Origin of the sequence: Pseudomonas sp. MF6751 (assembly GCF_016613265.1) — a bacterium.
Lineage (GTDB): Bacteria > Pseudomonadota > Gammaproteobacteria > Pseudomonadales > Pseudomonadaceae > Aquipseudomonas > Aquipseudomonas fluorescens_BV.
In genome coordinates this window covers 1-18,969 of the sequence record NZ_JAENSV010000050.1, presented here as the reverse complement: position 1 = coordinate 18,969, position 18,969 = coordinate 1, and the positions used below count along the sequence as shown (strand labels likewise).

Here is an 18,969-nt window from a genome sequence, read left to right as displayed (position 1 = left end):
GGCAGTACCCAACAGCGCCCGCTCGTCCTGAGCGGGCGCCTGGAGATTTTCCTATGTCATCTTCCGCCCCGAACGCTGTCCTCTCGGTCAGCGGTATCGGTAAGACCTATGCCCAACCGGTTCTGTCCGACATCACCCTGACGCTCAATCGCGGGGAAGTGTTGGCGCTGACCGGTGAGAACGGCGCAGGCAAAAGTACCTTGTCGAAGATCATCGGCGGCCTGGTCACGCCCACCACCGGGCACATGCAATTCAACGGTCAGGATTATCGCCCCGCCAGCCGCACCCAGGCCGAAGCCTTGGGCGTGCGCATGGTCATGCAGGAACTCAACCTGCTGCCGACGCTGACCGTGGCTGAAAACCTGTTCCTGGATAACCTGCCGAGCCGCTGTGGCTGGATCAGCCGCAAACAACTGCGCAAAGCCGCGATCGAAGCCATGGCCCAAGTCGGCCTGGACGCGATCGACCCGGACACACTGGTAGGCAGCCTGGGCATTGGTCACCAGCAAATGGTCGAGATCGCTCGTAACCTGATCGGCGACTGCCATGTATTGATCCTCGACGAGCCCACGGCGATGCTTACTGCTCGTGAAGTCGAGATGCTGTTTGAACAAATCACGCGCCTGCAGGCTCGAGGCGTGGCGATCATTTATATTTCGCACCGGCTCGAAGAGTTGGCCCGTGTCGCCCAGCGCATTGCGGTATTGCGCGACGGCAAGCTGGTCTGCGTCGAGCCGATGGCCAATTACAACAGTGAGCAGTTGGTGACCTTGATGGTCGGTCGCGAACTGGGTGAACACATCGATTTGGGCCCGCGCACCATCGGAGGCCCGGCCTTGACCGTGACGGGCCTGACCCGTTCGGACAAGGTCCGCGATGTGTCCTTTGAAGTGCGCGCCGGTGAAATCTATGGCATTTCCGGCCTGATCGGCGCCGGCCGCACCGAATTGCTGCGCCTGATTTTCGGCGCCGACCCGGCCGACAGCGGCACCGTGGCCTTGGGTTCGCCGGCCAAGGTGGTGAGCATTCGCTCGCCGGTGGACGCGGTCGGTCATGGTATTGCCCTGATCACCGAAGACCGCAAGGGCGAGGGCCTGCTGCTGACCCAGTCCATCAGCGCCAACATCGCCCTGGGCAACATGCCGGAAATTTCCGGCGGGGGCGTCGTCAACAGCCGTAACGAAACCGCTCTGGCCAAGCGCCAGATCGACGCCATGCGAATCCGCAGTTCCAGCCCGACGCAACTGGTGTCCGAGCTGTCGGGTGGTAACCAGCAGAAGGTGGTGATTGGCCGCTGGCTGGAGCGCGACTGCGCAGTAATGCTGTTCGATGAGCCCACCCGCGGTATCGACGTCGGTGCCAAGTTCGATATCTATGCCTTGCTCGGTGAACTGACCCGCCAAGGCAAAGCGCTGGTGGTGGTGTCCAGTGACCTGCGTGAGCTGATGCTGATCTGTGACCGCATCGGTGTGCTGTCCGCCGGGCGCCTGATCGAGACCTTCGAGCGTGACAGCTGGACCCAGGACGAATTGCTCGCCGCCGCCTTTGCCGGCTATCAGAAACGTGATGCGCTGCTCAACGAAGCAGCGCCTAGGAATACCCCATGAAAACAAACATTTCCCCCGGTAAAACTGGCGGCAACTTCTATGGCCTGGGTACTTACCTCGGGCTGGCAGGTGCCTTGCTGGCGATGATTGCGCTGTTCTCGGTGCTCAGCGATCACTTTCTGTCCTATGACACCTTCAGCACCCTGGCCAACCAGATTCCAGACCTGATGGTGCTGGCGGTGGGCATGACCTTCATCCTGATCATTGGCGGCATCGACCTGTCTGTGGGATCGGTACTAGCATTGGCGGCCTCGGCAGTCAGCGTGGCGATCCTGGGCTGGGGCTGGAGCGTGTTGCCCGCCGCCCTGTTGGGCATGGGCTGCGCGGCGTTGGCCGGCACCATCACCGGTTCCATCACGGTGGCCTGGCGCATTCCGTCATTTATCGTATCCCTCGGCGTGCTGGAGATGGCTCGCGGCGTGGCCTACCAGATGACGGGCTCGCGCACCGCTTATATCGGTGACTCGTTTGCCTGGCTGTCCAACCCGATTGCCTTCGGTATTTCCCCGTCGTTCATCATCGCCTTGCTGGTGATCATCGCGGCCCAGTTGGTACTGACCCGTACGGTCTTCGGCCGCTACCTGATCGGCATCGGCACCAACGAAGAAGCGGTGCGCCTGGCGGGTATCAATCCCAAGCCTTACAAGGTCCTGGTGTTCAGCCTGATGGGCCTGTTGGCCGGTGTGGCGGCGCTGTTCCAGATCTCGCGCCTGGAAGCGGCGGACCCGAATGCCGGTTCGGGCCTGGAGCTGCAAGTGATCGCCGCCGTGGTGATCGGTGGCACCAGCCTGATGGGCGGGCGTGGCTCGGTCATCAGTACGTTTTTCGGGGTGTTGATTATTTCGGTCCTGGCCGCCGGGCTGGCGCAGATTGGCGCGACGGAACCGACTAAACGCATCATTACCGGTGCCGTGATCGTGATCGCCGTGGTCCTTGATACTTATCGCAGCCAGCGCGCCAGTCGGCGGGGCTGAACCATGGCAACGATCAAGGATGTGGCAGCGCTTGCAGGTATTTCCTACACCACCGTGTCCCATGTGGTGAACAAGACGCGCCCAGTCAGCGAGCCGGTACGCATCAAGGTCGAGGCGGCGATCAAGCAGTTGGACTACGTGCCCAGTGCCGTCGCACGCTCGCTCAAGGCCAAGACCACGGCCACCATCGGGCTGCTGGTGCCCAACAGCCTCAACCCGTATTTTGCCGAGCTGGCTCGGGGTATCGAGGATTACTGCGAGCGTAATGGCTATTGCGTGATCCTCTGCAACTCGGATGACGACGCAGAGAAACAGCGCAGTTATTTGCGCGTGTTGCTGGAAAAGCGCGTCGACGGCTTGATCGTCACATCCGTGGGCGGTGATGACAGTGGCCTTGCCGCAGGCTTGAGTGCAGTGCGCACGCCCATGGTCATTGTCGACCGGGCGCTGGATGGGATTGATGTGGACCTGGTGCGCATCGATCACGAAGAGGGCGCTTACCTGGCGACCCGGCACTTGCTGGAATTGGGGCACCGGGACATCGCCTGTATCGGCGGCCCTGGGCATACCCGCGTGGCGCAGATGCGCCTGGCGGGTTACCAGCGTGCATTGCGCGAGGCGGGCATCGAGGTGTTGGCCAGTCGTACCCTGGAAAGCGATTTCACCAGCACGGGCGGGTATGCCGCAGCTGTACAGTTATTATCGCAACACCCGCCCAGCGCGATTTTCGCCAGCAACGATATGATTGGTTTTGGCGTGCTGCGCGCCGCCGCCGAGCGCAATGTGCGGGTGCCGGGCGAGCTGTCGGTGATCGGTTTCGATGACATCCAGATGGGGCGCTACGTCTATCCGGCGCTGACGACGGTAGGCCAGTCGATCCTGCAGTTGGGCGAGACTGCGGCCGAATTATTACTGCAACGAATAGCAACACCCCAACTGCCGATCGATCAACGTATCGTGACGCCCAGTATTGTTTTGCGTGAGTCGACCGCGCCATTGGCTGATGTGTTCGCCCAATACCGCTGAACCGAATTGATGAGTACTGATGTATGCCAGCAAAAGTAGTGGTAATAGGCAGCTTGAACATGGACCTGGTCACCCGCGCCAGTCGCTTGCCGCGTGCCGGTGAAACCCTGATCGGCCAGACATTCTCCACTGTGCCCGGCGGCAAGGGCGCCAACCAGGCCGTCGCCTCGGCACGCCTGGGGGCGACTGTCGCAATGGTTGGGTGCATCGGTACCGACGCCTATGGCAGCCAATTGCGCGATGCGCTGCTGGTGGAAGGGATCGATTGCCAGGCAGTCAGCACGGTGGACGGCTCCAGCGGTGTGGCGTTGATCGTGGTCGATGACAGCAGCCAGAACGCCATTGTCATTGTGGCCGGCAGCAACGGTGAGCTGACGCCTGCGTCGCTGCGAACGTGCGACGCTGTGCTGCAGGCGGCAGACGTGATCATCTGCCAGCTTGAGGTGCCGATGGAGACCGTTGGGTATGCGCTCAAGCGGGGTCGCGAGCTGGGCAAGACCGTCATTCTCAACCCGGCCCCGGCAAGCGGACCATTGCCCGCTGACTGGTATGCCTCGATCGATTATCTGATCCCCAATGAAAGCGAGGCCAGTGCTCTGAGCGGCGTAGCGGTCGACTCCCTCGACAGTGCCAAGGTCGCCGCGACCGCGCTGATCCAGGCGGGTGCTGGCAAGGTCATCATTACCCTGGGCGCCCAGGGCGCGCTGTTTGCCGACGGCAAGAGCTTTGAGCACCTGGTGGCGCCGAAGGTCAAGGCGGTGGATACCACCGCTGCTGGCGATACCTTTGTCGGTGGCTTTGCCGCCGCGCTGGCCGCGGGCCAGAGCGAAGCCGAGGCGATCCGTTTTGGCCAGGTGGCGGCGGCGTTGTCAGTGACACGCGCCGGCGCTCAGCCTTCCATTCCTACGCTGCACGACGTACAAGGTTTTGTGCCCGCATGAAAAAGACACCTTTGCTGAATATCGCCCTGTCGCGCGTGATCGCGTCCCTGGGCCACGGTGACATTCTGGTCATCGGCGATGCCGGCCTGCCGGTACCTCCCGGCGTCGAATTGATCGACCTGGCACTGACCCAGGGCATCCCGGACTTCATTAGCACCTTGCGCATCGTGCTTAGCGAAATGCAGGTGGAAAGCCATGTTCTGGCAGAAGAGATCCTGCTGAAGCAACCGCCCGCGCTGACCGCGCTAAATACGCTCACAGAGCAGGCTGCACTGGGCGAGCGACGCCTGCTCAGCCATGACCAATTCAAGCAATTGAGCCGCAATGCCCGCGCTGTGGTGCGCACTGGCGAGTGCCAGCCGTACTGCAATATCGCGCTGGTGTCCGGCGTAACGTTCTAGCGTCCCCCCTATGACAAGGAGTGCTTTATGCAACGTGGTCTACCTACCCTGAAAAACCTGTTCCGGAGTGTTCTGCTTTTGTCCGCGCTCACTGCTGCAAGCGCCCAAGCGGCGGAAAAAATCGACCTGATCATCGATACCGACCCGGGTGCCGATGACGTGGTGGCCTTGCTGTTCGCCATGGCCTCGCCGGAGGAGTTGAGCATTCGTGCGCTGACCACCGTCGCCGGCAATGTGCGCCTGGACAAGACCTCCCGCAACGCGCGCCTGGCGCGCGAGTGGGCAGGTCGCGAGGACATCCCGGTGTACGCAGGTGCGCCAGCGCCGTTGTTGCGCAAACCGATCTACGCCGAGAATATCCATGGCAAGGAAGGCATCTCGGGCGTCACGGTGCATGAACCGAAAAAAGGCCTGGCCGAAGGCAATGCCGTCGACTACCTGATCAAGACCCTGAGCAGCGCCAAGCCGCACAGCATCACCATCGCCATGCTCGGCCCGCAGACCAACCTGGCACTGGCACTGACTCAAGCGCCCGAAATCACCCAGGGCATCAAGGAAGTGGTCGTGATGGGCGGGGCCCACTTCAACGGCGGCAATATCACCCCAGTGGCCGAGTTCAACCTGTTCGCCGATCCGGTGGCGGCGGAGATCGTGCTCAAAAGCGGTGTGAAGTTGACCTACCTGCCGTTGGACGTGACCCATAAAGTCCTCACCAGCGACGCCCGCCTGAAGAAGATTGCGGACCTGAACAACAACGCGAGCAAGGTCGTCAGCAGTATTCTGAATGAGTACGTCAAAGGCGATATGGAGCACTACGGCATTCCGGGTGGCCCGGTCCATGACGCTACCGTGGTGGCGTACCTGCTCAAGCCTTCGCTGTTCAGCGGTCGTGAGGCTAATATGGTGGTCGACAGCCGCGAAGGCCCGACCTTCGGCCAGACCATCGTCGATTGGTATGACGGCCTCAAGCAGCCGAAGAATGTGTTCTGGGTTGAGAATGGCGACGCCCAGGGCTTCTTCGATCTGCTGACCGAGCGCCTGGCGCGTCTGAAGTAAGTTAGCGGGGCGGCGCTCGTCGCCCGGTTCTATTCGCGCTCTTGGGCGCCCATGTAGTCGGCCGGGTATTTCTCGAATATCTGGCCGATGAACGCTTGTGCCGCCTGGGTGCCCAGTTCCTTGACCAACAGGTCGATACCAATGATCGCCAGTTCTTCCGGGCTTCCGGGGCTGTAGGAACTTTGCCCTTGGGGCCACTTGGCTTTGATGTCGGCTTGAAGCGTTACGGTGGTCATGGAAATCTCACGGGCTGAAAAATGCGGGGGCAATGCACTGGAACGCCGTTCCAGAGGGGCGCAGTTAAGCATTTTGTACGGCATTTGGCACTGCTACTTAGGCATGAAGCAGCGGCTGTGCGACACTGTTGGCCTGTTAAATGGCCGGGAAACACCGCGTGCAAATCGATTTGAGCAATCCCGACAACCTGACGCTGGACGCCGTGCGCCAATTGATTGGCAGCGCCAGTGATGACGAACATACCCAGTTGCGGGTGACCAAAGAAGGCATCGCCTACATTTCTTCCGGCGTAGTCGGGGGGGCTGATATCGCTGGCCTGGTGTTTCGCCTGGAGACCTGGGCCAAAGGTTCCGGCTATGTCGGCAACGTGGCGGCCAGCGATGAAGTCTGGGTCATGCAGATTTTCAACGCGCTGAAGCAGAATTGGCCTACTCCTTCGTCGGACTACATCGATATCTACTGAATACGTTCATATCTAGTCACGATTCACCAAGCGATTGCAGGCCGTGACTCAGGCAGACTTGCCCACAGGCGGTTAACGTCTTGAAACCAATCGCTTTGAATGCTGTCGCACGATCTCTGTCCACTTTTTATCATAGGAGGCTTCATGCCTTGGAAGCTCGCATCATTCGGTACTTTGTTGGCTGCGCTCGCGTTGGCGGGTTGCAGTACCCCGGGTGCCTCTGAGCCAGGCAAAGCTGCCACTGTGACCGATGCCGGTCATAGCCGCTGTGAGTCGAAGGCCGCAGAGTTCGCCATCGGCCAGAAAGCCTCGCCCCAGTTGCTGGAGCAAGCACGCACGCGTGCTGGCGCGCAGAATGCACGCATCCTCAAGCCCAACGACATGGTCACGCTGGAGTATCGCTCTGACCGCCTGAACCTGAACACCGACGACAATCTGGTGATCAACCGGGTTAACTGCGGCTGATACGGCTTTTGCATCGCCCATAAAAAACCCCGTCACATGGACGGGGTTTTTTTAGCTCAGCGGAGAATTACTCGCCGCGAACCTGTGCAGCTTGCATACCCTTTTGGCCTTTCTCAGCCACGAAGGAAACGGTTTGGCCTTCTTTCAGGCTTTTGAAACCGTCGCTTTCGATAGCTTTGAAGTGTACGAACAGGTCGTCACCGCCACCTTGAGGAGTGATGAAGCCGAAGCCTTTTTCATCGTTGAACCATTTAACGGTGCCGGTTTGGCGATTAGACATGGTGTATCTCCAAGAAACATATATTTTCAGTAGTGCTGTGCTGCTCAGGCCAACTGGGCACACAGGGCTATCATAGTCGAAATGTTCGGCTTGGGAGCCCCCCCAAGGCACTGTTTGCTAATCAATCGCTTTGCGTTTGACTCGTTGTTGGGCTGAAAGCCCCGATTTACGGGGCTTTGCGACGAAATATCAGCTGTTAAAAAAAGCCGTAAAACCTGCATAATTTGTGTGAAATGGCAGTTTTCAGGCCGTTTTTTCAGCGAAATGACCGTCGAATCATCAGCCAATCTTACTTTTTCTTCACCACTTTGCAGGACGAAATAGCCGCGACCGCTTTGTTTCTAAGCTCCGGGCTGGCGTTCTGGTTGGTCATCAATTCCTTGATCTCGGCAGTGCTCAATTCGGCATTGATCTTGTCAGCGCCACATTCACAGTGGGCTTTGGCAGTTTTGACGTCCACGTTCCGGCTGGCGGCGGCACTGCAGTCGCTGACGAAGGCGTCACGGGCGCCAACTGGCCAGTTGGAAGGGGCTGCAGCCTGCGCGCCGAGGGAAAGGAGGCTCAGGGTAGCGGCGACAGCGAGGGTAGAGGTAAAACGCATCATGGGATGCTCCTTTGGGTCGAGGACGAACGGCGATTCTCAGTGGCTTTGAGGCCCTGCGTACAGCTCAAGTTCACTTTTGCAGCTATAAAGCCATGAATTGCTATTTACCCAGCGCTTGGCCGACGCGATGACCGTTCATCTGTGCTAGCATCCTTGCCTGGCTATTTCCGGGCGCGCCATTTGCCGCCTTGCCAGGTTCTTTTTGTTCACTCCAGTCACTCTGGTTCGATTATCGGTTGGCCGAAAGGCTCCTGCCGCTGTAAGGCAGGCGTTCATTATTGAGCGGCCTGGTGTTGGATCTTGTACTGGCTCATCCCAACCCACGTGACCTTTGGTAGGGGTCACCACTAGGAGAGGAGGCGCCATGCCAACTATTACTCTTCCCGACGGCAGTCAGCGTTCATTCGATCATCCGGTTTCCGTAGCCGAGGTCGCCGCATCCATTGGTGCTGGCCTGGCCAAGGCCACCGTGGCCGGCAAGGTCGACGGCAAGCTGGTTGACGCCAGCGACCTGATCACCAGCGACGCCAGCCTGCAAATCATCACGCCCAAGGATCAAGAGGGGCTGGAGATCATTCGCCACTCTTGCGCGCACTTGATTGGCCATGCGGTCAAGCAACTGTATCCAACCGCCAAGATGGTGATCGGCCCGGTCATTGAAGAAGGCTTCTATTACGACATCGCCTATGAGCGTCCTTTTACTCCGGACGACCTGGCGGCCATCGAGCAGCGCATGCACGCGCTGATCGAAAAAGATTATGACGTCATCAAGAAAGTCACCCCGCGTGCCGAAGTGATCGACGTGTTTAGTGCACGTGGCGAGGACTACAAGCTGCGCCTGGTAGAAGACATGCCGGACGAGCAGGCCATGGGGCTGTACTACCACGAAGAATACGTGGATATGTGCCGTGGCCCGCACGTGCCGAACACGCGCTTTCTCAAATCGTTCAAGCTGACCAAGCTCTCCGGTGCCTACTGGCGCGGTGACGCCAAGAACGAACAGCTGCAACGGATCTACGGCACGGCCTGGGCTGACAAGAAGCAACTGGCCGCCTATATCCAGCGCATCGAAGAAGCTGAAAAACGCGACCACCGCAAGATCGGCAAGCGCCTGAACCTGTTCCACCTTCAGGAAGAAGCGCCGGGCATGGTGTTCTGGCACCCGAATGGCTGGACCCTGTACCAGGTGCTTGAGCAGTACATGCGCAAGGTGCAGCGCGAAAACGGTTACCTGGAGATCAAGACTCCCCAGGTGGTTGATCGCAGCCTGTGGGAGAAATCCGGGCACTGGGCCAACTACGCCGACAACATGTTCACCACCCAGTCGGAAAACCGCGACTACGCCATCAAGCCGATGAACTGCCCATGCCACGTGCAGGTATTCAATCAGGGCCTGAAGAGCTACCGCGAGTTGCCGATGCGCCTGGCCGAGTTCGGTGCCTGCCACCGTAACGAACCATCGGGTGCGCTGCACGGCATCATGCGGGTGCGTGGCTTCACCCAGGACGACGCCCACATCTTCTGCACCGAAGAGCAGATGCAGGCCGAGTCCGCAGCGTTCATCAAGCTGACCATGGACGTTTATCGCGATTTCGGCTTTACCGAAGTCGAGATGAAGCTGTCCACTCGTCCGGAAAAACGCGTCGGTTCCGACGAGCTATGGGATCGCGCCGAAGCGGCATTGGCCGCTGCGCTTGACAGTGCGGGCCTTGCGTACGATCTGCAGCCGGGTGAGGGCGCGTTCTACGGTCCGAAGATCGAGTTCTCGCTCAAAGATTGCCTTGGCCGTGTCTGGCAGTGTGGTACCCTGCAGCTCGATTTTAACCTGCCGATCCGTCTGGGAGCCGAATACGTCTCCGAAGACAACAGCCGTAAACACCCGGTTATGCTGCACCGGGCGATCCTCGGTTCGTTCGAACGGTTCGTCGGTATCCTGATCGAGCACTACGAGGGCGCGTTCCCTGCGTGGCTGGCTCCGACCCAGGCAGTGATCATGAATATCACTGATAAACAGGCAGATTTTGCCGCTGAAGTTGAAAAAACTCTCAACGAAAGCGGATTTCGTGCCAAGTCCGACTTGAGAAATGAAAAGATCGGCTTTAAAATCCGCGAGCATACTTTGCTCAAGGTTCCCTATCTTTTGGTTATCGGAGATCGGGAAGTCGAGATGCAGACTGTCGCTGTGCGTACTCGTGAAGGTGCTGACCTGGGCTCGATGCCCGTCGCCCAGTTCGCTGAGTTCCTCGCGCAAGCGGTTTCCCGGCGTGGTCGCCCAGATTCGGAGTAATTATTATTAAGCGTGAAATGAGACAAGATAAACGAGCTGCACCGAAAGCCCCGATCAACGAGAATATCTCGGCACGCGAGGTTCGGTTAATTGGCGCTGATGGCGAGCAGATTGGCATCGTCTCGATTGATGAAGCGCTTCGTATTGCAGAAGAGTCCAAGCTGGACCTGGTGGAAATCTCCGCCGATGCAATCCCACCTGTTTGTCGGGTGATGGACTACGGCAAATCGATCTTCGAAAAGAAGAAGCAGGTTGCCGCAGCGAAGAAGAACCAGAAGCAGATTCAAGTAAAAGAAATCAAGTTTCGTCCAGGGACGGAGGAAGGGGATTACCAGGTAAAACTGCGCAACCTGGTACGTTTCCTGAGTGATGGGGACAGGGCCAAGGTATCCTTGCGATTCCGCGGCCGTGAGATGGCCCACCAGGAGCTGGGGATGGAACTCCTCAAGCGGGTTGAAGCTGACCTGCTGGAGTACGGTTCGGTCGAACAGCATCCTAAGATGGAAGGACGCCAGCTTATTATGGTCATCGCCCCGAAAAAGAAGAAGTAATCAACAGGGCACGGCAGGCCTTCTGATTATGTTTATCAACTGAATGCGGAGTACCGAACATGCCAAAGATGAAAACTAAAAGTGGTGCTGCTAAGCGGTTTCTGAAAACTGCTAACGGCATCAAGCACAAGCACGCTTTCAAGAGCCACATCCTGACCAAAATGTCGACCAAGCGTAAGCGTCAACTGCGCGGTAGCAGCTTGCTGCATCCGTCTGACGTGGCAAAAGTCGAGCGCATGCTGCGCCTTCGTTAATTTTGGTTCAAGAATAGAGGAAGTAACTCATGGCTCGTGTAAAGCGTGGCGTCATGGCCCGTAAGCGTCACAAAAAAATTCTGAAACTTGCTAAAGGTTACTACGGCGCGCGTTCACGCGTATTCCGTGTTGCCAAGCAAGCGGTAATCAAGGCAGGCCAATACGCCTACCGTGACCGTCGTCAGAAAAAACGTCAGTTCCGCGCTCTGTGGATCGCTCGTATCAACGCCGGTGCACGTGTTAACGGTCTGTCCTACAGCCGTTTCATCGCTGGCCTGAAAAAAGCGTCCATCGAAATCGACCGTAAGGTTCTGGCTGAACTGGCCGTGAACGAAAAAGCGGTGTTTGCTGCGATTGTCGAGAAAGCTAAAGCCTCCTTGGCTTAAGTACCCCCGACAGTCACCCTGGGCTACTCCTGTGGCCCAAGGTGGTAAACGTCATAAATAGGGGAAGAGCCTTCAAGCTCTTCCCCTATTTTGTATCTGGAGTCTGTACATGGAAAACCTGGACGCGCTCGTCGCCCAAGCCCTTGAGGCTGTGCAAAGCGCTGAAGATGTAAATGCCCTGGAGCAAATCCGGGTTCACTACCTTGGCAAGAAAGGTGAATTGACTCAGGTGATGAAGACCCTGGGAAATCTGCCCGCTGAAGAGCGTCCGCAAGTCGGTGCGCTGATCAACGTCGCCAAGGAGCGTGTCACAGAGGTTCTCAATGCGCGCAAGGCGTCGCTCGAGGAGGCCGATCTTGCGGCCAAGCTCGCCGCCGAGTCCATTGACGTGACCTTGCCTGGTCGTGGCCAGGCGTCGGGCGGTCTGCATCCGATCACCCGGACTCTGGAACGTATCGAACAGTTCTTCACCCACATCGGCTACGGCATTGCCGAAGGCCCTGAGGTCGAAGACGACTACCACAACTTCGAGGCACTCAACATCCCAGGCCATCACCCGGCCCGGTCGATGCACGACACCTTCTATTTCAACGCCAACATGCTGCTGCGCACCCATACCTCGCCGGTACAGGTCCGCACCATGGAAGCGAACAAGCCGCCGATCCGCATTGTCTGCCCAGGCCGTGTGTACCGTAGCGACTCGGATATCACCCATTCGCCGATGTTCCACCAGGTCGAAGGCCTGCTGGTTGATCGCGATATCAATTTCGCCGACCTCAAAGGCACCATCGAAGAGTTCCTGCGGGTGTTCTTCGAAAAAGAGTTGGCGGTACGTTTCCGTCCTTCGTTCTTCCCGTTCACCGAGCCATCCGCTGAAGTCGACATGGAATGCGTGATGTGCAGCGGTAAAGGCTGCCGTGTGTGCAAGCAGACCGGCTGGCTGGAAGTGATGGGCTGCGGCATGGTTCACCCCAACGTGCTGCGCATGTCCGGGATCGATCCGGAAGAGTTCTCGGGCTTTGCCTTCGGCATGGGCGTTGAGCGTCTGGCCATGCTGCGTTACGGCGTGAACGACTTGCGTCTGTTCTTCGACAACGACTTGCGGTTCCTCGCGCAATTTCGCTAGTCGTAACGAATCTTTAGGAGAGCAGGATGAAATTCAGTGAACAATGGCTGCGTGGTTGGGTAAGCCCGCAGGTAGATCGCGACGAGCTGGTTGCTCGCCTGTCGATGGCCGGTCTTGAGGTCGATAGCGTTACGCCGGCCGCCGGTGTTTTCAGTGGCGTGGTGGTGGGCGAGGTGTTGAGCACCGAGCAGCACCCGGATGCCGACAAATTGCGTGTGTGCCAGGTCAGCAACGGCTCGGAAACCTTTCAGGTCGTGTGCGGAGCGCCTAATGTGCGCCCGGGCCTGAAGATCCCGTTCGCTATGATCGGCGCCCAGTTGCCGGGCGACTTCAAGATCAAGAAGGCCAAGCTGCGTGGCGTTGAATCCAACGGCATGCTGTGCTCGCAGGCCGAGCTGCAAGTGGGTGAGGGCAATGATGGCCTGATGGAGCTGCCGGCCGACGCGCCAGTGGGTCAGGACATCCGTGTTTACCTGGAACTGGAAGACGCCAGCATTGAGGTCGACCTGACCCCCAACCGCGGCGACTGCCTGTCCCTGGCTGGCCTGGCCCGTGAAGTGGGCGCGCTGTACAACGCACCTGTCACTCGTCCAGTGGTCGCTGCCGTACCGGCGGTACACGACGAAGTACGCTCGATTGAGGTACTGGCACCAAACGCCTGCCCGCGTTACCTGGGGCGTGTGATCCGTAACGTGGACCTGTCCAAGCCAACCCCGCTGTGGATGGTCGAGCGCCTGCGTCGTGCCGATGTACGCAGCATCGACGCCGCCGTCGACATCACCAACTACGTGATGCTGGAACTCGGCCAGCCGTTGCATGCGTTTGATCTTGCCGAAATCAATGGCGGCATCCGCGTGCGTATGGCCGAAGAAGGCGAGAAGCTGGTGCTGCTCGATGGCCAGGAAGTCAGCCTGCGTGCCGACACTCTGGTCATCGCCGACCACACACGTGCCCTGGCAATTGCCGGCGTGATGGGTGGCGAGCACAGCGGTGTATCCGCGACCACCCGTGACGTATTCCTTGAAAGCGCGTTCTTCGACCAGATCGCGATCGCTGGCAAGGCTCGTTCCTACGGCCTGCACACCGATGCGTCGCACCGCTACGAGCGTGGCGTGGACTGGAAACTCGCCCGTGAAGCCATGGAGCGCGCTACCGGCCTGCTGCTGGAAATCACCGGTGGTGAAGCCGGCCCGATTACCGAAACCGTCAACGAACAGTTCCTGCCGTCGATTGCACCGATCACCTTGCGTGCCAAAAGCGTTGAGCAAATGCTCGGCCTGGTCATCGAACCGGCTGAAATCGAGCAACTGCTTTCCGCGCTCGGCCTGGGTATTTCTACGGGCGGGGAAGGGCAGTGGCAAGTTGCAGTACCTAGCCATCGCTTCGACATCAGTCTGGAAGTCGACCTGATCGAAGAGCTGGCGCGCCTGTACGGTTACAACCGCCTGCCGGTTCGCTATCCGCAAGCACGCCTGGCACCGCAACCGAAGGCCGAAGCGCGTGCGCATCTGCCTGAACTGCGCCGCCTGCTGGTAGCCCGTGGTTATCAGGAAGCTGTGACCTATAGCTTCATCGATCCAAAACAGTTCGAGTTGTTCAACCCTGGTGTTCAACCGCTGTTGTTGGCCAACCCGATCTCCAACGATATGGCCGCCATGCGTTCGTCGCTGTGGCCGGGCCTGGTGAAGGCTCTTTCCCACAACCTGAACCGCCAGCAAGACCGCGTGCGTCTGTTCGAAAGCGGCTTGCGTTTCGTCGGCCAGCTTGATGGCTTGAAGCAAGAGCCGATGCTGGCGGGCGTCGTCTGCGGCAGCCGTCTGCCGGAAGGCTGGGCGCAAGGCCGTGAGGTCGTGGACTTCTTCGACGTCAAGGCAGACGTGGAAGCGGTGCTCGGCTTTGCCGGTGCGTTGGACGCCTTTACGTTCGTGCCGGGTAGCCACCCAGCCTTGCATCCAGGCCAGACTGCACGTATCGAGCGTGAAGGTCGCCTGGTGGGCTTTGTGGGCGCCATTCACCCAGAACTGTCGAAAACCTTGGGGCTGGACCGTCCAGTCTTCGTGTTTGAGCTAGTCTTAGCTGAAGTTGCGTCGGGCAAGATGCCTAAATTCAGCGAGTTGTCGCGCTTCCCTGAAGTGCGTCGCGACCTGGCCCTGATCGCCGACCGTGAAGTCGCCGCCACTGCGGTTCTGGATGTAATCCGTGAAAATGCAGGGGAATGGCTGACAGACCTCAGGCTATTTGACGTCTATCAGGGTAAAGGCATTGATCCGCATAGAAAAAGCCTTGCAGTTGGCTTGACCTGGCAGCATCCATCGCGCACTCTTAATGACGATGAGGTGAATACCACGACGCAAAATATCCTCACCTCGCTCGAACAAAGGTTGAACGCCACGTTAAGGAAGTGACGTATGGGGGCTTTGACGAAAGCTGAGATGGCGGAACGTCTGTACGAAGAGTTGGGTCTGAACAAGCGCGAGGCCAAGGAATTGGTCGAGCTGTTTTTTGAAGAGATCAGACACGCTCTGGAAGACAACGAACAGGTCAAATTGTCCGGTTTCGGCAATTTTGACCTGCGAGACAAACGCCAGCGGCCTGGCCGCAATCCAAAAACGGGAGAAGAAATCCCGATCACGGCTCGCCGTGTGGTCACCTTTCGTCCAGGGCAGAAGTTGAAGGCCCGAGTTGAGGCTTATGCTGGAACCAAGTCATAACGACGAGCTACCCGTCATCCCAGGCAAGCGCTACTTCACCATCGGTGAAGTCAGCGAGCTGTGTGCAGTAAAACCGCACGTGCTGCGCTATTGGGAGCAGGAGTTTCCTCAACTCAACCCCGTCAAACGCACCGGGAACCGTCGGTATTATCAGCGCCAGGACGTGCTGATGATCCGACAGATCCGTGCGTTGCTGTACGACCAGGGGTTCACCATCAGCGGCGCACGCCAGCGTATGTCCGGTGATGAAGCCAAAGACGACACCACCCAATACAAGCAACTGATCCGCCAGATGATCTCCGAATTGGAAGATGTACTGGTGGTGCTGAAAAAATGATTCAAGCTTTAAAAATACTTCCACATTTCAAAAGCTTGCGGTATATTCCGGTTCGCTTCGTTAAGAAGCGAACCCAGTAACACGCCTAGTCGGGGCGTAGCGCAGTCCGGTAGCGCACTAGCATGGGGTGCTAGGGGTCGAGTGTTCGAATCACTCCGTCCCGACCATATTTTTCAATGACTTAGCCCAACCTTCACCGGTTGGGTTTTTTCATGTGCGTGACATTTGCGTGACTTGTTGTAAGGAGGCGTCGGATTTGGCACCGCCTTGCAGGATGTTTGGCACAGGGTGTCTGCCTTAGGAACGCGGGATTTCTCCGAATTTTTGGCACCCGATGGTGTCACTCAGATTCGGGTTTCGATGGCCGAGGAAAATTTGCATTTGGAAAACCTTTTTTAAGCGCCGTGTATAGTTCGTCAGCCACTTTATCCAAGTCCTCGATTTATCTATCCGCCCTGAAAATCGGACGTTTCGTCTGATCTATCAATTGCGAGAACATGATTACCAAGAATTCGAGTCGGTTTTTGCCGCATTTGATAGTGGATTGAGCACGTCTGTGGGAAACGGCCTGGGCGCAGGTTTGATTTTCAATGACCAGCAGGGCTGGCCATTGACTGTTCAGCGAGTCTGAGCCGGCTTTGCGTTGATTTTCACTCGTAGCAGACTGTAGGGTTTTTCCCGCAGGTCTCTGCCTCCATGAAACCCCGCTTGGCGATGCACCTGGTTAGCGATGAAGTAGAGATAGCCGTCTGGCCCTACGGACAGAGTATCCGGCCAAAGTATCCGTGGGTCGTGAACTACGGTCTGCCAGGTCCCGTCTGGGAGTCGCTTACGAATACTGTTGTCTTCGTAATCGCCAGCATAAATCGCGCCTTCAGCATCAGCCTCTAACCCATCGGACGCCCCTTTTTCACCAAGGTCCTGAACCGCCGCAGCAAGCTGATCTTCGGAAACGGTCGGATCACGCAACAGCTTTGTAGGCACTGAGTACAGGTGTCGACTGGACAGTGGGCAGAAGTATAGGGTTTGGCGATCCGCCGATAGAGCGATACCGTCAGAAGCGACGGCAAATGGTTTACTGCTACCGTCGGCATTGCGGAACATGAGCATCTGACCTTCAACCTTCGGTATGAAGTCCCGATCTGCTGAAGTCGAGGTGGCGCCATTTAGTCGACGTACAGCTTTTCCAGTAGCGATATCCATGACAATGATTGCGCCCGGCCCGCTGAGAGAAGAGTCGGTGATATAGATCACGCCCTTCTCGCCCGCGCCGAAGTCAAAACGCATGTCGTTGACGTAGGTGCTAGGCAAAATGACATTGTCTGGAAAAACCAGTGTCTCGACTACTTTGTTCGTCTTCAGGTCAACCGCCACCAACTTGGCGCCGCCAGCAATCGGTGTGGAGAAGTTAGGCGAAGCTGTATCCAGGATCCATAACTTCCCTAAACCATCGGCCACGATGCTCTGAACACTGATAAAACCTTTGTCTGGGTGCTTGGGATCTGCTTGGTTCACCTCAAGGTTGGGGTAGGGGAATACCTTATTCTCGCGTATTTCCCCGACAGTGAATGGAACGTTGTCGCCCCAGCGGGGAAAGTTGACAAAAACTCGGCCTTTTTCGCTGACGCTTACGCCCGTCGGCATGGCGTCGTGGAAGGCAAAAACTTGCTCAATTTCTCCCAGAGACTTATCTTTTGGGAGATTTGCAGGCGTGGCCGCTTGAACAGCTTGAGCGCTGAGCGCCGCCATTAAGGCCAAAAAGGCCCATGAGATTAAGGTTTTGACGTGCATGAAAGATCTCCTTGCCCTCCCATCAGGCGGACCTGAGGTGAAGGCCGATGGTGAGCGTCTTGTAAAGGCCCTGGTCACGGCGGTGGCAAAAGGTATCTACCGCGGATCTTGGCCTCAAACCCGGTAAATGCGTTAGCACTATTGCTGAAAGTAGAGAATGTCTTGCTGCTGATTGACTTGATGCTCTATGGGCGGGCTTTGAGTGGCCACGCAACGACGCCTGATGAGCTCGCCGGATCAGGCAGCAGATGCATAATGGGAGCTGAAAGCGAGAACCGATATGCTTGGAACGCCGGACTTTATTCGCCATCGTCCAAGAGTTTTGAGTGAGTGAATTACTTTTAAGGCGTTACCTTTTCCAAAAAGTGACGCCCCGAAATGGTAGTTGCGATTGCGCTTCCAGAGACTGTGTTAACGTGACTTTGAACGCCTGAGCGGTCGCTGACAGAGGCGTATTTGGCAATATGAAGCCAATATCTCTTATTATGACCGGGTCGCACATCGGGCGATGATGGAATTTTTCCGACGCGCCAGGATAAGCAAACGCCAGCGCTGGCAAAACTGAAACGCAGTCACTTTGCTCCAATATTTCCAGAATTGAAGGTATTCGGGATACTTCGTAGGTTGAGTGCGAAAATACTCCTCCAATGGGGAATTGCCTATCTATCAGCCTCCGAATGCCTGATCCTTGGGCCAACGCAACCACGTCAAATGAAGCAATATCAGACCATTCAACTTTCTCTTTTTGAGCAAGTGGATGATCAGCTCTGCATACAAAATGTAAAACGTCCTGTATTACAGGCTCAAACACGACGCCGCCATCCTCTTCAAACATCGCTGAAAATGCGAAATCAACCGCTCCAGATTTCACACGACTAATAATGCCATCTGGATCCTCATCACGAACCCTGACCACTGCCCCTGGAAATGATTTTCGAAATAATGACACTGCTCGTGGCAACAGCCGAGTGGCAACGGAAGAAAGGCATGCGACGTCAACACGCCCGTTGCGGGGGTCACTGTCCTTGGATAATTCAGTAAGCGCCTCGCCAAGCTCATTAAGTATTGCATCTACTCGAATTAAAAATCTTTGGCCAGCAGGCGTAATACTTACAGACCGTTTGGTTCTTACAAATAACGCCGTGCCAATTACGATTTCCATCTGACTAACCGCCTGGCTAAGTGCAGGTTGTGACATGTGCAATGCTTCGGCGGCACGTGAAAAATTCTGAGTGCGCCCAAGGGTCCGAAAAATTTCCAGTTGTCGCAGTGTGGGAGTTATTGGCATGGCTTATTATTCTATTCAATTAATCCATTGGACGAATATAGCGCCGTTCTTTTAGGTTAGGCGGTTGCAGAAGCTGAGTGCAACACGGTTATTGATTTGAAGCTGGAGCATGATGCCGCATAGCCATGGCTTCCTGCATCACCTCGCCCATGACTTCGATCGGGCACTTGAAATCGAAGCGTTT

21 protein-coding genes and 1 tRNA gene are annotated in these 18,969 nt (G+C 57.3%); 17 read left to right on the top strand and 5 right to left on the bottom strand.

All coding sequences use genetic code 11. The annotated features are described in order from the left end of the window. Nucleotides 1–53 precede the first annotated feature (53 nt). The 6 genes from JJD66_RS24515 to JJD66_RS24490 are packed head-to-tail and all read left to right on the top strand — an operon-like array spanning nucleotide 54 to nucleotide 6,005. Complete coding sequence (locus tag JJD66_RS24515) at nucleotides 54–1,607, top strand: sugar ABC transporter ATP-binding protein (protein WP_106118487.1); 1,554 nt, start codon at nucleotides 54–56, stop codon at nucleotides 1,605–1,607. Further along, on the top strand, nucleotides 1,604–2,581 hold the full coding sequence (locus JJD66_RS24510) for an ABC transporter permease (protein ID WP_105227347.1): 978 nt from the start codon (nucleotides 1,604–1,606) through the stop codon (nucleotides 2,579–2,581). The genes JJD66_RS24515 and JJD66_RS24510 overlap by 4 nt, the downstream gene beginning before the upstream one ends. A gap of 3 nt (nucleotides 2,582–2,584) precedes the next feature. Further along, nucleotides 2,585–3,607 (top strand): LacI family DNA-binding transcriptional regulator, encoded by a 1,023-nt coding sequence (locus JJD66_RS24505; RefSeq protein WP_003192500.1) that lies wholly within the window; start codon nucleotides 2,585–2,587, stop codon nucleotides 3,605–3,607. A 23-nt stretch (nucleotides 3,608–3,630) separates the two neighbouring features. After that, nucleotides 3,631–4,548, top strand: a complete 918-nt coding sequence (gene rbsK, locus JJD66_RS24500; protein ID WP_200649247.1) for a ribokinase — start codon at nucleotides 3,631–3,633, stop codon at nucleotides 4,546–4,548. Continuing rightward, nucleotides 4,545–4,949, top strand: a complete 405-nt coding sequence (gene rbsD / locus JJD66_RS24495; RefSeq protein ID WP_034128236.1) for a D-ribose pyranase — start codon at nucleotides 4,545–4,547, stop codon at nucleotides 4,947–4,949. Before rbsK ends, rbsD begins: the two co-directional genes overlap by 4 nt. A gap of 27 nt (nucleotides 4,950–4,976) precedes the next feature. After that, complete coding sequence (locus JJD66_RS24490) at nucleotides 4,977–6,005, top strand: nucleoside hydrolase (protein WP_034128235.1); 1,029 nt, start codon at nucleotides 4,977–4,979, stop codon at nucleotides 6,003–6,005. A 29-nt stretch (nucleotides 6,006–6,034) separates the two neighbouring features. Here the strand turns inward: JJD66_RS24490 and JJD66_RS24485 are convergent, their stop codons facing one another. Then, nucleotides 6,035–6,241, bottom strand: a complete 207-nt coding sequence (locus JJD66_RS24485; RefSeq protein ID WP_003192496.1) for a hypothetical protein — start codon at nucleotides 6,239–6,241, stop codon at nucleotides 6,035–6,037. 158 nt (nucleotides 6,242–6,399) lie between these two features. On the opposite strand from JJD66_RS24485, the gene JJD66_RS24480 reads away from it, so the two are divergent. Both JJD66_RS24480 and JJD66_RS24475 read left to right on the top strand, forming a co-directional pair. Beyond that, nucleotides 6,400–6,705 (top strand): hypothetical protein, encoded by a 306-nt coding sequence (locus tag JJD66_RS24480; protein WP_200649246.1) that lies wholly within the window; start codon nucleotides 6,400–6,402, stop codon nucleotides 6,703–6,705. Nucleotides 6,706–6,849: 144 nt separating this feature from the next. Further along, the gene (locus tag JJD66_RS24475) at nucleotides 6,850–7,170 is read left to right on the top strand and encodes an I78 family peptidase inhibitor (protein ID WP_054898318.1); all 321 of its coding nucleotides are present in this window, start codon (nucleotides 6,850–6,852) and stop codon (nucleotides 7,168–7,170) included. A 67-nt stretch (nucleotides 7,171–7,237) separates the two neighbouring features. On the opposite strand, the gene JJD66_RS24470 is transcribed toward JJD66_RS24475, so the two are convergent. Continuing rightward, the gene (locus JJD66_RS24470; protein ID WP_003234260.1) at nucleotides 7,238–7,450 is read right to left on the bottom strand and encodes a cold-shock protein; all 213 of its coding nucleotides are present in this window, start codon (nucleotides 7,448–7,450) and stop codon (nucleotides 7,238–7,240) included. Between the two features lie 289 nt (nucleotides 7,451–7,739). Continuing rightward, nucleotides 7,740–8,054, bottom strand: a complete 315-nt coding sequence (locus JJD66_RS24465) for a hypothetical protein (protein ID WP_105227345.1) — start codon at nucleotides 8,052–8,054, stop codon at nucleotides 7,740–7,742. A 364-nt stretch (nucleotides 8,055–8,418) separates the two neighbouring features. Here JJD66_RS24465 and thrS point away from each other — a divergent pair, with 364 nt between their 5' ends. The 9 genes from thrS to JJD66_RS24420 all read left to right on the top strand — a co-directional run bounded on the left by thrS (nucleotide 8,419) and on the right by JJD66_RS24420 (nucleotide 15,873). Next, the gene (gene thrS, locus JJD66_RS24460; RefSeq protein ID WP_200649245.1) at nucleotides 8,419–10,341 is read left to right on the top strand and encodes a threonine--tRNA ligase; all 1,923 of its coding nucleotides are present in this window, start codon (nucleotides 8,419–8,421) and stop codon (nucleotides 10,339–10,341) included. Continuing rightward, complete coding sequence (infC, locus tag JJD66_RS24455; protein ID WP_015884933.1) at nucleotides 10,341–10,892, top strand: translation initiation factor IF-3; 552 nt, start codon at nucleotides 10,341–10,343, stop codon at nucleotides 10,890–10,892. Before thrS ends, infC begins: the two co-directional genes overlap by 1 nt. Before the next feature lie 59 nt (nucleotides 10,893–10,951). Then, nucleotides 10,952–11,146 (top strand): 50S ribosomal protein L35, encoded by a 195-nt coding sequence (gene rpmI / locus JJD66_RS24450; protein WP_002553160.1) that lies wholly within the window; start codon nucleotides 10,952–10,954, stop codon nucleotides 11,144–11,146. A gap of 29 nt (nucleotides 11,147–11,175) precedes the next feature. Continuing rightward, nucleotides 11,176–11,532: a 50S ribosomal protein L20 gene (rplT, locus tag JJD66_RS24445; RefSeq protein ID WP_003192488.1), complete on the top strand. Its 357-nt coding sequence runs from the start codon at nucleotides 11,176–11,178 to the stop codon at nucleotides 11,530–11,532. A 109-nt stretch (nucleotides 11,533–11,641) separates the two neighbouring features. Beyond that, the gene (gene pheS / locus JJD66_RS24440) at nucleotides 11,642–12,658 is read left to right on the top strand and encodes a phenylalanine--tRNA ligase subunit alpha (RefSeq protein ID WP_003192486.1); all 1,017 of its coding nucleotides are present in this window, start codon (nucleotides 11,642–11,644) and stop codon (nucleotides 12,656–12,658) included. 26 nt (nucleotides 12,659–12,684) lie between these two features. Further along, nucleotides 12,685–15,063 carry a phenylalanine--tRNA ligase subunit beta gene (pheT, locus tag JJD66_RS24435; RefSeq protein WP_200649244.1) on the top strand — a complete coding sequence of 793 codons (2,379 nt, stop codon included), beginning with the start codon at nucleotides 12,685–12,687 and terminating at the stop codon, nucleotides 15,061–15,063. A gap of 3 nt (nucleotides 15,064–15,066) precedes the next feature. Beyond that, a complete protein-coding gene (gene ihfA, locus JJD66_RS24430; protein WP_002553164.1) occupies nucleotides 15,067–15,369 on the top strand; it encodes an integration host factor subunit alpha in 303 nt (100 codons plus the stop codon). Next, nucleotides 15,350–15,706, top strand: a complete 357-nt coding sequence (locus tag JJD66_RS24425) for a MerR family transcriptional regulator (protein WP_003174972.1) — start codon at nucleotides 15,350–15,352, stop codon at nucleotides 15,704–15,706. Before ihfA ends, JJD66_RS24425 begins: the two co-directional genes overlap by 20 nt. Before the next feature lie 90 nt (nucleotides 15,707–15,796). Continuing rightward, nucleotides 15,797–15,873: transfer RNA gene (locus JJD66_RS24420), tRNA-Pro, on the top strand. 451 nt (nucleotides 15,874–16,324) lie between these two features. Here JJD66_RS24420 and JJD66_RS24415 read toward each other — a convergent pair. Together JJD66_RS24415 and JJD66_RS24410 are read right to left on the bottom strand one after the other, a co-directional pair. Beyond that, the gene (locus JJD66_RS24415) at nucleotides 16,325–17,497 is read right to left on the bottom strand and encodes an L-dopachrome tautomerase-related protein (RefSeq protein WP_200649243.1); all 1,173 of its coding nucleotides are present in this window, start codon (nucleotides 17,495–17,497) and stop codon (nucleotides 16,325–16,327) included. 349 nt (nucleotides 17,498–17,846) lie between these two features. Then, nucleotides 17,847–18,785, bottom strand: coding sequence for a LysR family transcriptional regulator (locus tag JJD66_RS24410; RefSeq protein WP_200649242.1), 939 nt, complete (start codon nucleotides 18,783–18,785; stop codon nucleotides 17,847–17,849). Nucleotides 18,786–18,969 lie beyond the last annotated feature (184 nt).

Excerpts from the sequence above, each read along its gene's own strand:
- JJD66_RS24510 (WP_105227347.1), top strand. The coding sequence starts at position 1,604 with ATGAAAACAAACATTTCCCCCGGTAAAACTGGCGGCAACTTCTATGGC.
- JJD66_RS24485 (WP_003192496.1), bottom strand. The coding sequence starts at position 6,241 with ATGACCACCGTAACGCTTCAAGCCGACATCAAAGCCAAGTGGCCCCAA.
- JJD66_RS24415 (WP_200649243.1), bottom strand. The coding sequence starts at position 17,497 with ATGCACGTCAAAACCTTAATCTCATGGGCCTTTTTGGCCTTAATGGCG.
- rpmI (WP_002553160.1), top strand. The coding sequence starts at position 10,952 with ATGCCAAAGATGAAAACTAAAAGTGGTGCTGCTAAGCGGTTTCTGAAA.
- ihfA (WP_002553164.1), top strand. The coding sequence starts at position 15,067 with ATGGGGGCTTTGACGAAAGCTGAGATGGCGGAACGTCTGTACGAAGAG.
- pheT (WP_200649244.1), top strand. The coding sequence starts at position 12,685 with ATGAAATTCAGTGAACAATGGCTGCGTGGTTGGGTAAGCCCGCAGGTA.
- JJD66_RS24505 (WP_003192500.1), top strand. The coding sequence starts at position 2,585 with ATGGCAACGATCAAGGATGTGGCAGCGCTTGCAGGTATTTCCTACACC.
- rbsD (WP_034128236.1), top strand. The coding sequence starts at position 4,545 with ATGAAAAAGACACCTTTGCTGAATATCGCCCTGTCGCGCGTGATCGCG.
- JJD66_RS24425 (WP_003174972.1), top strand. The coding sequence starts at position 15,350 with ATGCTGGAACCAAGTCATAACGACGAGCTACCCGTCATCCCAGGCAAG.
- JJD66_RS24410 (WP_200649242.1), bottom strand. The coding sequence starts at position 18,785 with ATGCCAATAACTCCCACACTGCGACAACTGGAAATTTTTCGGACCCTT.
- rbsK (WP_200649247.1), top strand. The coding sequence starts at position 3,631 with ATGCCAGCAAAAGTAGTGGTAATAGGCAGCTTGAACATGGACCTGGTC.
- JJD66_RS24490 (WP_034128235.1), top strand. The coding sequence starts at position 4,977 with ATGCAACGTGGTCTACCTACCCTGAAAAACCTGTTCCGGAGTGTTCTG.
- JJD66_RS24465 (WP_105227345.1), bottom strand. The coding sequence starts at position 8,054 with ATGATGCGTTTTACCTCTACCCTCGCTGTCGCCGCTACCCTGAGCCTC.
- JJD66_RS24515 (WP_106118487.1), top strand. The coding sequence starts at position 54 with ATGTCATCTTCCGCCCCGAACGCTGTCCTCTCGGTCAGCGGTATCGGT.
- pheS (WP_003192486.1), top strand. The coding sequence starts at position 11,642 with ATGGAAAACCTGGACGCGCTCGTCGCCCAAGCCCTTGAGGCTGTGCAA.
- rplT (WP_003192488.1), top strand. The coding sequence starts at position 11,176 with ATGGCTCGTGTAAAGCGTGGCGTCATGGCCCGTAAGCGTCACAAAAAA.
- JJD66_RS24470 (WP_003234260.1), bottom strand. The coding sequence starts at position 7,450 with ATGTCTAATCGCCAAACCGGCACCGTTAAATGGTTCAACGATGAAAAA.
- thrS (WP_200649245.1), top strand. The coding sequence starts at position 8,419 with ATGCCAACTATTACTCTTCCCGACGGCAGTCAGCGTTCATTCGATCAT.
- JJD66_RS24475 (WP_054898318.1), top strand. The coding sequence starts at position 6,850 with ATGCCTTGGAAGCTCGCATCATTCGGTACTTTGTTGGCTGCGCTCGCG.